We start from the raw sequence: 13157 nt of genomic DNA on the forward strand, positions 1-13157 counted from the left end.
CGGAACTAAGCGACCTGTTCAGTTTTTGCTTGTGTGGTGGCTGTATTTTCACAAAACTCGTGGTGTAGCGCTCGAATAGCGTTTTGATAGTCTTGATCGCTTACTACAAATTGCACGTTTACGTTACGCATAGACGCATGCAGAGCAACAGGGGTGACGTCATTATTCATCAATGATAAAACCCCTTTTGCCAATGCTTTGTTGGTATCAATCTGCGAGCCAATCACCGAAATTAATGCCACCATACGACCTTTAATAGAGGCGTTTGGATAGCGTTTTTCTGCTTTATATAACAGTTTATTAAGATTTTCAGTACTGCCACCAAGGTAATAAGTAATTGAATTAGCGTTCATTTCTTTACCAATTAAACTCACTTGGGCGTCTGAGATAATTTCCATTAACTCATAGCCGACGTTATCCACTTGGCCTACCATTGCTTGATCAAATAGATGTAAGGCAAACACTTTTTCTTTGCCTGCAATGATCTCGACTTTATTAGTTTCTGGCTGGTAATCTGATGAGATTAACGTGCCTTTGTGTTCTGGCTCAAAAGTGTTTTTAATCTGGATTTCAATGTCACTTTCACGAAGCCCTGCCGCAGCATTAGGGTGAATCGCTTCCATTCCTAAGCTTGCTAATTGGTCAGCAACATCGTAATTAGTACGTCCAATCGGGAATACCTTATCGGTGCCTACAACACGCGGATCAGCTGAGCTTAGGTGATATTCTTTATGGATAATCGCTAAATCAGCATGAGTAAGTGATGCGATGCGGCTAAAGGTCATTTCACTGTAACCACGATCATACGTACCCATTAGACCTTCTTTGCAATATGCATAGCCAGTAACAATTGGCAGCTCTGTGGTGACATCTATATCTTTAAATACATCAGTAATAGTTTCATCTAATGTTCTTGGAGTTTGGTTGTCCCAACCAGAAAGATCGACGAATTTTGCGTTAATTCCAACGGTTTTTAGCTTTAATGCCGTGTTAAAGGCGCTGTGTGCTTCACCAATAGAAGATAGAAATTCACGCACTTGAGGTAAATAACGACGCAGTGAAAACTGGCCGTATTGACAGGTTTCAAGAATATTAGAAATACAGGTTTTGGCTTCATCAATTCGTGAGCAAATGAACTTATCTGCTCTTAAACGATTTAAAGGATCAATAAAGAGGTGTTCATTGGTTAATAGCATGCGATTTTTCACATACTCTAATGCTTCATCCCAACTGTCATCACGCTTAGCGATAAGTTTATAAACACCCGGTTTGCCTGTTTTTTTACACTCAAGCAGTGAGTCGGTAATTCCGCCATAGGCAGATACCACAAAAACACGATTATATGGGTTTTTAGGGCGAAGAAATATGTTGTCTAAAACAGCATCAAACGCCGTCATAGAAGTACCGCCGATTTTTTCTACGGTATAAGTCATGGGTAAATCCTTTTTGACTTTGAGAGGGAGAATCCACTAGAGTCACCTTGAACCCAAGTGGATTTACTACTAACTTAAATAAGCACTAGGGGGAATGAGTGTTTAATCTAAGATAGGGTAGACACCGTTTTCATCATGAACTTCGGCACCTGTGATTGGTGGATTGAACACGCACGCCATCACCATTTCTTTATCTTTATAAGCACGCAAGTAGTGTTCATCATGCTTATCAAGAATGTACAAGGTGCCCGGTTTGATTGGGTAGGTTTCACCGCCAATGACTTCAATTTCACCTTCGCCACTCATGCAATAGACTGACTCTAGGTGGTTCTTGTAGTGAATATGCGTTTCTGTATCTTGGTAAATTGTGGTGATGTGGAAAGAGAAGCCCATATTGTCATCTTTCAACAACATTCTTACGCTTTCCCATGTTTCAGATGCTACGCGTCGTTCGCTATCACGACATTCGTCTAGTGTTCTAACAATCATTGTATCGTCCCTGATTAAGATGCTTTTTTGAAGTGTTTTTCTGCAATATTATCAATTGCGTTTTCAAAGATGGTTAGGCCTTCTTCTAGCTCAGATTCTGTGATCGTTAACGGACAGAAGAATTTCACTACTTCATCAGATGGACCTGCGGTTTCAATGATCATACCGTTTTTAAAACAATCTTTAGCGATATCACTTGAGATAATGCCATCTTTACACTCAATACCAATCATCATGCCGCGACCTTTTTGCTGAACAAACAGTTTAGGGTAGCGTTTTACTGCACGAAGAATGACATCACTGACTTTCTGAGAGGTCTGTTTAATATGCTCTTCAAAGTTAGTATTTGACCAGTAGATCTCAAGTGCTTTTGCTGCAGTAACGAAAGCGTGATTGTTACCACGGAAAGTACCGTTGTGCTCACCCGGTTTCCATTCATCTAATTCTGGTTTTAGTAAGACAACCGCCATTGGTAAGCCGTAGCCACCAATGGATTTAGATAATGTAACCATATCTGGTTTAATACCTGATGGTTCAAAACTGAAGAATGTACCAGTGCGACCACAGCCTGCTTGGATATCATCAACAATCATTAGAATGTCGTTGGCTTTACAAATTTTGTTTAAACGCTGTAGCCATTCATTGGACGCAACATTTAAACCACCTTCGCCTTGTACGGTTTCTAAAAGTACCGCAGCTGGTTTATCTAAACCGCTTGAATTATCAGATAGCATGGTTTCAAACAGATTAAGACCATCGATGTCGGCATAACCTTCAAAAGGAATGCGAGTGATGTTGTTTAAACTAAAACCTGCACCTTGGCGGTGGTGTTGATTACCTGTTGCTGCAAGTGCACCAGCAGTACAACCGTGGAAGCCATTAGTGAAGGCGACAATGTTAGTTCGGTTAGTGACTTTACGTGCCAGTTTTAAAGCGGCCTCAACGGCATTGGTTCCGGTAGGACCGGTAAATTGAACTTTATAATCTAGATCTCTAGGTTCTAGGATGTAATTATTCAATGCATTCAAGAAAGTGGCTTTTGCACTTGAGTGCATATCTAAGCCATGCGTAATGCCATCATTTTCGATGTATTCAAGTAAAGCTTGCTTTAAGACTGGGTTGTTGTGACCGTAGTTGAGTGATCCGGCTCCAGCAAGGAAGTCTAGGTAACGTTCGCCGCTTTCGGTTTCTAGCCAACATCCTTTTGCTTTTTGGAAGACAACTGGAAAACTGTTTGAGTATGAACGTACTTGTGATTCTTGCTTCTTGAAAATATTCATGATGAGTCCGTTTATGATTCCTATTTTATTTTAGAGCGATACGATACAAATATTCAGTATCGTGTTTGCCTTTGAAATGGGCTTCTTTGTCTAGAAACGTGGTTACCTTACCTTGGTCACCATGTTCGGCATCCAGCTTTTTAAATAGCGACCATGAAGCGGTATTGGCTTTGGTGATGGTTGTTTCTACGAATTCGGTATGTTTGATGTTTTTGCGCTGTAAAAGCTCATTTAGCATTGAGTAAGCTAAACCTTTACCTCGGTAGCGAGGAGAGACAGCGACTTGCCAGATGAATAATGTTTTTGGGTCATCAGGCTTATGGTAACCAGAGATAAAACCAGCAAGGTTGCCGTCTTTCTCTGCTAAAACGCAGGTCTTACTGAAATGGGTAGATTGGAGAAAATTGCAGTATGAAGAGTTGATATCAAGAGGAGGACACTCGGTGATCAATGCGTAAACATCGTCACCGTCTGTCCTTGAAGGTTCTCTAAATGTCCATTTTTTGCTGGGTTCAATATCCATGCTTGAACACAAGATTCTGGGCGCTGCAATAGTCATATGTAAATACATATCCTTTGTACTCTAATTAAATTCCTCTTTATTATTGGCATTTATAGAGACCTAAAGGCAAGTTAATCACAAAAAAAGAGCATTTCTTAGCCATTTAATGCGACATTGATCTCGTTTTTATGCTTTTATTTAGTTAGGGTTCTATGCATTTAGTTGTGTGAAATAGAACAATTACATGTTTTTTTTATAAAAAAATAGCCCATTCTAGTGGGCTATTTTTTGTGTTCTTTTAGAGATAATTTATACAGCAGCGACCATTTTCTGTAGTAGTCGAATCATCTCTTTTTGCTCGTTTAGATCAAGAGAGCTAAGCGCTTCTTTATTCACCTTCATTGGGATCGGTAAAAGTGTTTCTTTTAATGCTCGACCTTCATCTGTGAGGTAAATTCGAAATGAACGACGACTATTGGGATCCGCTTGTCGCTCAACAAGGCCTAACTTTTCTAATTTGTCTAATGTTCTTGTGGTAGTGGAGTTTTCCACTTTTGATTTTTCAGCAATATCACGTTGAGTTATTCCTTCCCCTTCCCATAAACACATTAAGGTCGGCCACAGCGCAACGGTTAAACCATGCTGTTTTAATTCAGCTTCGAAACTTTTTGATGCTTTATTAGCAATAACGTTCATCATCCAACCAAAGCTGCTTTGACGATCAAATTCTTCCATTGTGTTCAAACTCCTGCGCTTACAACTATTGCAATGGTAACTAATCCAGTTGCAATTAGCACCACTAATGCACGTTTATTTGATACAAACATCAGGTTCGATGATGTTTGATTTTCTGTGAGTTTCTTTTGTATACCAGTAACCATTGCCCAAACAAGCGGCTTTGAGCGTAATTTATAAAAAAGAATGGCAACTAAATGCAGTATGACTAATACCGGTAACAAACGTGCACATATTCCATGCAGGGTAACGAAAATATCGAAGACATCATCATTTAAGACGATATCAGAGTAAGGGATGTGATCGAATAACCCTGCTAACGCGATACCGGTAATACATTGAATAAATAAAGTGAAAATTAACCCGATAACCATCCAAGATCCTGCTGGATTATGGCCCGCTTTTGATGGTTCTTTTCCTAATAAATAACGAATGGTACGTTTTGGGGAAGCAATAAATTTTTTAAAACGGCTCGTATCACTGCCAATAAATCCCCATACAATGCGCCACATAATAAGAGTAAACAGGATTAAACCTAAGTAGATATGCGGTCCTTCTCCATTAAAGCCACTTGCGGCTAATCCGATAAAAAGCAGTGCTTGAAGCCAGTGATATAAACGTGTTGGTAAATCCCAAATCTTCATTTTATTGTTCCTAATTGATAAATTGTTTAACTAACCGAGAAATGATTTACATCACAACAGTTGCATATGCAACAGTTGTGATGTAAATTAAATGCAACTTGAAGTGAGTCAGACATTAATCAGAGAGACACCAATGAAAAAATTAGTACTTAGCTTATGTGTTTTATTACCAAATATTGTATTTGCTCAATCGAGTGCTGAGCTAATTAACGCAAGACAACAGGCCTTTGTGAATATTGAAAATCAATTAGAGCAAGTCGAAGACATGATTGATGAAGATGCACCTAATTGGAACGAAATTGAATTGATCAGTCATGAGCTTTCTAAACATAGCCAATTACTAACCACAGCATTTCCTGAAGGTAGCCAAGACGGCAGTAAAGCAAAAGAAGCAGTATGGAATAAACCTGAAAAGTTTAATCAATTGATGCAAGAGATGGATAGTGGCTTTGTTCAACTTTATCAAGCAAGCCAACAACAAGATAAAGAATTAGCAGAAGCAGGTTTAGAGCAAGCAAAAGATACGTGTAACGCGTGTCACCGCTCTTATCGTTCACGTTTTTAAGTAACCCCTGATTAGAACAATACAAAAATAATTAAATTAGAGAGAATAACGTCATGAAAAAATTAATTAAATCAACATTATTGATCGCATCACTATTTGGATTTTCAACGCTAACACAAGCAGCTGATTATGGTGTTTCATTAAATTGGAATACTAATAATGCTGAAAAAGTACTGGAGTTAATGAATGCTCAACGTTCAGCGTTTGGAGAATTAATTAAGCAAAAAGAAATTAAAGATATGTTTATTTCTGAAAGTGATATTGACGGAAAACCAATGGGTATCCTTCGATTTGTTATCCAAGCGGATAGTGAAAAAGAGGTTGAAAATAAACTAGCATCACTTCCTTTTTATAAAGAAAACATAGTTAAAATTTCTAATATCCAATTGTTAGGCGGTAAGTGGTTGGATAATACACCGATAAATAAAAATTATGCATTGATGTTTAAGTGGGATGCAGATATTGATGTAATGGAAATGGATCGTGTTATTGGAGTTGACTTACAGCGCGTGGTTTCTTTGAATGCATCGGGATTAGTGACGTCATCGTATATTAATACTCAAACAGTGAAAGATGGTTCTACTCGTCCAACTTATTCTGTATCTATCATGGCAAAAGATGAAGCACATGCTCGAGAGTTAAGCCAGCAGTTTGAAGTTGTAGCATTAGGATACGCAAAGGTGGACGTTATGTACTTAGGTCATAAAATTAATATGGCAGGGCTATAAGATGAAAGTATCAAAAGAGAATATGACTAATTTAATGTTTCTGGTTGGTGTTATTATGTATGTTGGTGGGATTTTATCTCACATTGTGATTGGAAATGTATTTAATCATGATGATATGCATGCTCTTTATTATATGTCGGTATATAAAGAACAAAGTGCTTATATTTTGATTGTGCCAGGTTTGATTTTAAAATTGTTAGCTACTTTTATGGAATCTAAGCAGTATAAAGTTAAGCCTGTTTGGTTAAAAGTCCAATATGCTTGCATGACATTTTTAGCCATAAATGCACTTGTATTTTTAGTTCCTATGATGCCCGAGTTAACGGCACTTTCTGCACAAAACATTGCTCTTGGACAGATAACAAGTATCTATCAAGAAACCGCACATAGAGAAATGTTGATCGGTATATCAAATGCATTACCTTTGCTAATCATGGTGGTTTTAAGTGGATTAAGCCTTAAAGATAACGATGATAGAAAGTAGATATTAAAAATAGAAAAAAGGGTTGAAGACATGCTCATTTCAACCCTTTTAACGTTTTATAACGGTATTAGTTAGTCATTGCTAACTTAGCGCCAAAGCCCATTAATAAAGAGCTTAATCCGTATTTTAGTAGATTAGAAAAAGCTTTGCTTTCTGCGATTACAGTTCTGAATTTTCCTGCAAAAATAGCAATACAAATAAACCATAGCAAAGCGATAATAGCGGTTGTGATACCAAGCATTCCGAGCATTAAAGGTGATGAGGTCTCTGGAGTTAAAAATTGAGGAATAAAGGCAACAAAAGTCAAACACACTTTTGGGTTGAGGGCATTGGTCAAAATACCTTGACGGAAAACTTTTATATCAGATGTACGATTGGTGGTTTCTACTTGGCCAAAACCCCCTTTTGCTGTGAACATTTTAAATCCGATATAACACAGGTAAGCGGCACCGATGTATTTAATTACCATAAAAGCGGTTGCAGAAGAGAGTAATAGTGCACTTAAACCAACGACAGCTAAAAAGGTATGAAAAAGAACACCAGTAGCGATACCCACTGCGGCATAAATTCCTGTTTTTGCACCACCGCCTAAGGCTTTTGAAAGAACGTAAAAGAAATCAGCGCCAGGCATCGCACAAAAGGCGAACATTCCAGCGATAAAAAGAAGGTAAGTTTCAATGCTCATAAATAATTCCATGTACTGCTGCATTTGATATTAAGGACTATGATTAAGCCCTTTTCATATGGGATTAGGAGTAATTTACTGTTTATTTTGAACGAAAGAAATCATTATTCTGAGACTTCTAATAAATAGTCTTCAACTTGTTCAGATAGCCAGTCAATAATAACGCCGCGAGGCATGTTCGTTTTGGTCATTTCTGCGAAAGATTGCCAGTTCATCGCTCGATTATGTTTAAGAACCTTTAAGGTGCCATCGCGTAAATGCTCATTGATTAATAATGCGGGAACGGATGACCAGCCTGTTTTATCCAAAACAGCATCACGCAGGTGCTCATAGAAAGTAAGTGCAATGTATTTACTGGATGTTGGTTCAAACACCATCAATTCATCATCATCAATGTAGTTCAGAATGATTTCAGTGTGGCTTTCTAGATCTGTTGGGCTTACTTTTCTTAGCTGACTTAATGGGTGTTCTCTATGTGCGACCGACATCATACGAATTTGGCCTAACTCATTTTGTTGAACATGCAGAAGTTGGCTATTAATAGGTAATATTCCATACGCTACATCAACGACATTTTGTTCTACCATTTCTTCAAGTTCTGGCGATGGAGCAACATAAATAGAGATGCTGGTGTTTGGAAATTTTCGACTCATGCGAGTTAAAATATCACGCCAAATGGGTTCAGGCAGTGAGTCATCTCGAACCACGCGAATGGTTGAAGCTATGCCTTCGTTATATTGTAAGCACTTACTAACAATGTCATTACTAATGACCATCATACGTTGGCAATCATTCACAATCGACTCGCCAATTTCTGTTGGAGTAATACGGTTACCTGTGCGGACCAATAAAGTCACTCCAAGTTCATCTTCAAGCGTACTTAACGCAGCACTGACGGTGGTTCGACTTTTTTGAAGTTTACGAGCTGCTTCTGCAATAGAACCCAATTCAACCGTATATAAGAGCATTTCAATTTGACTGGTTTTCATGATCTTTTTCTCGTTAATTTATGTCGTTTAATCTTAAGCGACGAATTAGTTGACGCTGACTGATTATCCTATCACCAATTTTCTCTATATGATGATCTGTATACATAAAAAAGACGAAAAATAAGTCGATGGAGGAAAATATGTCGTATTCAATTAGAAAAGAAAGGCAATTATTACTGGTTTCAACGTTTTCAGCTTTACTGTTTGCAATGTTAGGTATTGTATTAGGTACGCTGATTCATTCATTAGTTATTATTTTTGATGGTGTTTACTCATTAGTGAGTTTAGGTCTAACCCTAGTTTCGCTAGTGGCAGTGCTGTACATTCGAAAAGAAGATGTTTCGAAGAATATCAAGCGTGTTAAGGTAATTGAGTCTTCAGTAATTTTGCTTAAAGGGATCGCAATTACCTTAATGTGTGTACTTTCATTTGTTGCTGCTGTTCAAGCAATAATGGAAGGTGGCCGAGAAGTGAATACCGGTATTGCATTAGCCTTTGGTGTTTTTAGCATGATAGGTTGTTATACAAGTTATTGGGTCATGAAAACCCAAGGTCGTGAAGTCAACTCGGCTCTTGTTGATGCAGAAGCAAAACAATGGTTAATGGATACCGTAATTAGTGCTGCTGTATTTGTAGGCTTTATGATTGCAAAAGTATTGCTACTAACATCATATGCGCATTATGCACAACTTGCTGACCCAATTATGGTTGTAATGGCATCTATCTATTTTATTATTGTGCCAGTTAAAATGATCATTAGTTCATCAAAACAGTTACACCAATTAAATCGAGATGGTGTTTTAGCAAAGTATTCACACGCCTAAGTTCTTTCATCTTTAGGCGTGTCCATCACCACTAAGGTGCCAATTGAGTTGACCTGAGAGATCTCTCCAAGTACGTTTGAATGAAACTGCTTATATGAGGATAGACTCTCAGTCTCAACCCGCAATAGATACTCATTCGCTCCCGTAATATTGTGGCATTCTGTTACTTCATTTGATTCCATTATCTGTGCTTCGAAATCTTTTTGTGATTTTTTACTGTGATCCGATAATCCGATCGTCACATAAGCAACAAATCCTATTCCACACTTATTTGGATTTAATACCGCACGATAGCCTTGAATCGTTCCATTCCGCTCTAATTCTTGTACACGACGTAATGTTGCTGAAGGTGATAATCCAATGCGTTCAGATAACTCAACATTGGTTAATCGTCCATTTAATTTCAGTTCTTGCAATATTCTTTCGTCAAACCTATCCATAGTGACAATACCTTGCGAATTATTTTAATTTTAAACAAATATAGACAGAAAATTTACTCAGTCTCGCATTAAGATACAAGCAGAATTTATTTTTATAAGATACTTATTATGGACTACACCTATTTACTTGCTTTAACCACATTTGCTTTTGTTGGAGCGTTTACGCCAGGGCCAAATAACATTATGTTGATGACTTCAGGAGCGAACGTTGGTTTTGTTCGTACTATTCCACACATGCTTGGGGTGATATTTGGTTTTGCATTTATGTTGGTGTTAGTTGGGTTTGGTTTAGTTCAAATTTTTCATACCTACCCTAAATTAGAAATGGCATTGCAGATCATCAGTGCGGTGTATTTACTTTATCTGGCGTATAAAATTGCGAGCAGTAAACCCGTTGATAATATTAATGGTGACTACAAACCGATGTCGTTCCTACAAGCTGCGAGCTTTCAATGGGTTAACCCAAAAGGGTGGTCAATGGCATTATCGGTTATGAGTATTTACGCGACCAGTGCAGATATATTTAGTGTGCTTCTAATCGCATTGGTCTTTATTTGTATTAATGTTCCGACTGTGAGTTTTTGGACGGTTGCAGGTAAAGAATTACAAAAGAGATTAAAAACACCGAAGCATTTAAAGTTTTTTAACTACAGTATGGCAGGTTTACTTGTCGGCTCTATGGTGATGGGATTTTAATTGGTTTTCTTTGTTAATCGGGTGTTGCTGTCTTGGATGTGTTATCTTTATGTATATCACTTCTAAATACACGATTAACAAGGGTATCCCTATGTATCGACACTTCTTTTTGCTTCTCATCACTCTTTTTACTTCACTGTCATTACACGCAGAGGAAGTGACCTATTCAGAACAAGAGTATTTAGATCGTCCATTAATGGAACGTTATATTTTAGATGAGCTGAAGGCTTTGCGTACCGAACAACAAGACCTAGAGCGACGTTTAACTATTCAAATTACCGACCGTGAGTTAGCGGTTGCAGATAAATCATTAAATTATTCTAATACAACGGTAACGTACTTTTTCTATGTCATTGCGGCGGTGGCTTCTTTGATTGCATTGATTGGTTGGCAATCATTAAGAGAAATGAAACAAAACACCAAAGAAATGGCAGACAAGCAACTCAATAAAATCGCCCAAGATTATGAGAAAAAATTTGTAGCATTAGAGCGTGATTTAAAACGTAAAACGCGAATTATTACTGAGAATAACCGTGAAATCGAGATCATCAATGAAGTGCATAATTTGTGGCTTCGAGCTCAAAGTGTACAAACGCCTGAGCAAAAAATGGATATTTATGATGAGATTTTAAAAGTAAGACCGGGTGATTTAGAAGCGTTAACGTATAAAGCGGATGCAGCAATGGAGATGCGTGAATTCCATTGGGCACTGAATTTATGTAATCGTGTTTTAGAAGTGGATGATCAAAATGCACACGCACTATTCCAACGTGCTTGTGCGTATGCGCAATTAGGGGCTGAAGTGCAAGCCATTGATGACTTGCAACGTTCTATTGAGGCAAGTACTTCTATGCGTGAACTTGTATTAGAAGAGACAGACTTTGACCCATTAAGAGGTTTAGAGCGTTTTGAAACACTATTAGAAGAATATGCCAATAACGTATCTTAAATAAGTATCATTTATTCGCCAAGGTGCTCGAAAATAAAATCCATAAAGCAACGTACCTTGGCTGACATATGTTTACGACTAGGATAAACCATAAATATATCAATGGTTAATTTTGGGTAGTCCGCAAACAACTCAACTAACTTACCGGTTTCTAATTCATCTGTTAAATGAAAGTGAGGGATGCGTGTTATCCCTTGCCCTGCCAAACATAACGATAACTCCATAAATGAATTGTTAGTGATGACCTGACACTGCAATGGTACAGCAATAGGGTGATTGTCTTTATCTACAAAATCCCAAACAGCGCCTTGTTTTACATACGCATAACCAATGGTTTTATGTTCTGAGAGTTCATTAGGATGCAATGGTGCCCCGTATTTTTTTAAATAGTCTGGTGACGCAATAGTGATGGCTCTTGACCGTAAAAATCGACGGCTGATCAAGCTAGAATCTTCAAGTTGATGTGATGCACGGAGCGCCATATCAAACCCTTCTGCAACGATATCAATTTTTCTGTCATTTAAGTCTAACTCAAGTGTGATGTCTGGGTATAAATCCGTAAATTTACCAAGAATTGGACGTAAGCGTGAAAGTGCAAAGCCAACAGGACAGCTGACTTTTAATCGACCTTTAGGTTTTTCTTGTTGTCTTGTAATCGAATTTTCAGCCATTTGAGCATCTTCAATGAGTTGTTGGCATTGCTGAAAATAAAGTTCGCCTTCAGGGGTTAGACGTAGCGTTCGAGTTGTGCGGTGAAGAAGGCGAACACCCAAACGCTCTTCTAATTTTCCGATCTCTTTACTGATATAAGAAGTTGAGTGGCCACTATTAAGAGCAGCTTGCGTAAAACTGCCACTAGTGACGACCTCAACAAAAATTACCATCCCATCAAATAACGTTGAACTAAAGGCCATAATCTACTTCTTTACACTTCTATTGCGAGTCATATGGAAATAATCATTGCACATTTAGGCTATTAATCAATATTCGTGAATGAATTATAGTTATTCCATCGCAAACAAGAACAATAAATTTGAAAAGAGCAGAGCATTAACTACTCTTTCTACTTAAATAGAATATGAAGGTATCCCTATGAAAATTTTAGCATTAGCAGCAAGCAGTAGTTCAACATCAATTAACAAGCGCTTAGCAACGTATGCAGCAGGCCTTGCGGCAAATGCTGAAGTTGAGGTTCTTGATTTAAATAATTTTGAAATGCCTATCTTCAATGAAGACAAAGAAAAAGAGTTAGGACAGCCAGAGCAAGCAAAGCGTTTTTTCCAAAAAATTGGTGAAGCCGATGCTGTTGTTATTTCTTATGCTGAACACAATGGCTCTTATGCTGCAGCATTTAAAAACGTATTTGATTGGACTTCTCGTATCGATATGAAAGTCTACCAAGGTAAACCTGTTGTAATGCTAGCTACGTCTCCTGGCCCTGGTGGTGCAGCAACGGTATTAGCAGCGGCTACTGGTTCTGCTCCTTACTTTGCAGCAGATGTTAAGGGCTCACTTTCTGTACCTAGTTTTTATGATAACTTTGATATGGAAAAAGGTGAGTTACGTAACGAAGAGTTGAATGCTGAACTAAAAACGATCATGTCGGCATTATAAAATTTCAGAGAAAGACAGAGGCGTATTCACTTTGTGGCTGCGCCTTTTTTTATACAATAAATTCTCAGAGTAAAAACAAAAAAGTGAATATATAAAATCA

At 37.9% G+C, this 13157-nt stretch carries 17 protein-coding genes; 7 read left to right on the forward strand and 10 right to left on the reverse strand.

Annotated elements, in window-relative coordinates; all coding sequences use genetic code 11:
* Window positions 1–5 precede the first annotated feature (5 nt).
* From PVK71_RS03570 to PVK71_RS03595, 6 genes are all read right to left on the reverse strand, one after another.
* Complete coding sequence (locus PVK71_RS03570; protein WP_274417676.1) at window positions 6–1433, reverse strand: aspartate kinase; 1428 nt, start codon at window positions 1431–1433, stop codon at window positions 6–8.
* A 102-nt stretch (window positions 1434–1535) separates the two neighbouring features.
* Entirely contained in the window at window positions 1536–1922 is a 387-nt protein-coding gene (locus tag PVK71_RS03575) for an ectoine synthase (protein WP_105055616.1), read from the reverse strand.
* A 14-nt stretch (window positions 1923–1936) separates the two neighbouring features.
* Window positions 1937–3202: a diaminobutyrate--2-oxoglutarate transaminase gene (gene ectB / locus PVK71_RS03580; RefSeq protein ID WP_274417675.1), complete on the reverse strand. Its 1266-nt coding sequence runs from the start codon at window positions 3200–3202 to the stop codon at window positions 1937–1939.
* Between the two features lie 25 nt (window positions 3203–3227).
* Window positions 3228–3761, reverse strand: coding sequence for a diaminobutyrate acetyltransferase (gene ectA, locus PVK71_RS03585; RefSeq protein ID WP_165367175.1), 534 nt, complete (start codon window positions 3759–3761; stop codon window positions 3228–3230).
* Between the two features lie 252 nt (window positions 3762–4013).
* On the reverse strand, window positions 4014–4439 hold the full coding sequence (locus tag PVK71_RS03590) for a MarR family winged helix-turn-helix transcriptional regulator (protein WP_274417674.1): 426 nt from the start codon (window positions 4437–4439) through the stop codon (window positions 4014–4016).
* 5 nt (window positions 4440–4444) lie between these two features.
* Window positions 4445–5083 (reverse strand): cytochrome b/b6 domain-containing protein, encoded by a 639-nt coding sequence (locus PVK71_RS03595; protein WP_274417673.1) that lies wholly within the window; start codon window positions 5081–5083, stop codon window positions 4445–4447.
* Between the two features lie 133 nt (window positions 5084–5216).
* Between PVK71_RS03595 and PVK71_RS03600 the strand changes: the two genes are divergently transcribed.
* The 3 genes from PVK71_RS03600 to PVK71_RS03610 are packed head-to-tail and all read left to right on the forward strand — an operon-like array spanning window position 5217 to window position 6860.
* Window positions 5217–5648 (forward strand): c-type cytochrome, encoded by a 432-nt coding sequence (locus PVK71_RS03600; protein WP_274417671.1) that lies wholly within the window; start codon window positions 5217–5219, stop codon window positions 5646–5648.
* A gap of 53 nt (window positions 5649–5701) precedes the next feature.
* Window positions 5702–6376: a hypothetical protein gene (locus PVK71_RS03605; protein ID WP_274417670.1), complete on the forward strand. Its 675-nt coding sequence runs from the start codon at window positions 5702–5704 to the stop codon at window positions 6374–6376.
* Between the two features lies 1 nt (window position 6377).
* Window positions 6378–6860: an enoyl-CoA hydratase gene (locus tag PVK71_RS03610; protein ID WP_274417669.1), complete on the forward strand. Its 483-nt coding sequence runs from the start codon at window positions 6378–6380 to the stop codon at window positions 6858–6860.
* A 67-nt stretch (window positions 6861–6927) separates the two neighbouring features.
* Here the strand turns inward: PVK71_RS03610 and PVK71_RS03615 are convergent, their stop codons facing one another.
* Together PVK71_RS03615 and PVK71_RS03620 are read right to left on the reverse strand one after the other, a co-directional pair.
* On the reverse strand, window positions 6928–7545 hold the full coding sequence (locus tag PVK71_RS03615; RefSeq protein ID WP_274417668.1) for a LysE family translocator: 618 nt from the start codon (window positions 7543–7545) through the stop codon (window positions 6928–6930).
* 104 nt (window positions 7546–7649) lie between these two features.
* Window positions 7650–8534, reverse strand: a complete 885-nt coding sequence (locus PVK71_RS03620) for a LysR family transcriptional regulator (RefSeq protein WP_274417667.1) — start codon at window positions 8532–8534, stop codon at window positions 7650–7652.
* Between the two features lie 140 nt (window positions 8535–8674).
* On the opposite strand from PVK71_RS03620, the gene PVK71_RS03625 reads away from it, so the two are divergent.
* Window positions 8675–9358, forward strand: a complete 684-nt coding sequence (locus PVK71_RS03625) for a cation transporter (protein WP_274417666.1) — start codon at window positions 8675–8677, stop codon at window positions 9356–9358.
* Here the strand turns inward: PVK71_RS03625 and PVK71_RS03630 are convergent.
* Window positions 9355–9798 (reverse strand): Lrp/AsnC family transcriptional regulator, encoded by a 444-nt coding sequence (locus tag PVK71_RS03630; protein WP_012535118.1) that lies wholly within the window; start codon window positions 9796–9798, stop codon window positions 9355–9357. The two genes, PVK71_RS03625 and PVK71_RS03630, sit on opposite strands and share 4 nt — an antisense overlap.
* A 108-nt stretch (window positions 9799–9906) precedes the next feature.
* On the opposite strand from PVK71_RS03630, the gene PVK71_RS03635 reads away from it, so the two are divergent.
* Window positions 9907–10494 (forward strand): LysE family translocator, encoded by a 588-nt coding sequence (locus tag PVK71_RS03635; protein WP_274417665.1) that lies wholly within the window; start codon window positions 9907–9909, stop codon window positions 10492–10494.
* A gap of 91 nt (window positions 10495–10585) precedes the next feature.
* Entirely contained in the window at window positions 10586–11443 is an 858-nt protein-coding gene (locus PVK71_RS03640) for a TPR end-of-group domain-containing protein (RefSeq protein WP_274417881.1), read from the forward strand.
* A gap of 11 nt (window positions 11444–11454) precedes the next feature.
* Here PVK71_RS03640 and PVK71_RS03645 read toward each other — a convergent pair whose 3' ends face one another.
* Window positions 11455–12357 (reverse strand): LysR family transcriptional regulator, encoded by a 903-nt coding sequence (locus PVK71_RS03645; RefSeq protein ID WP_274417664.1) that lies wholly within the window; start codon window positions 12355–12357, stop codon window positions 11455–11457.
* Between the two features lie 178 nt (window positions 12358–12535).
* Between PVK71_RS03645 and PVK71_RS03650 the strand changes: the two genes are divergently transcribed.
* A complete protein-coding gene (locus PVK71_RS03650; protein ID WP_274417663.1) occupies window positions 12536–13057 on the forward strand; it encodes an NADPH-dependent FMN reductase in 522 nt (173 codons plus the stop codon).
* Window positions 13058–13157: the final 100 nt, after the last annotated feature.

Source organism: Aliivibrio sp. S4MY1 (assembly GCF_028765545.1).
GTDB lineage: Bacteria > Pseudomonadota > Gammaproteobacteria > Enterobacterales > Vibrionaceae > Aliivibrio.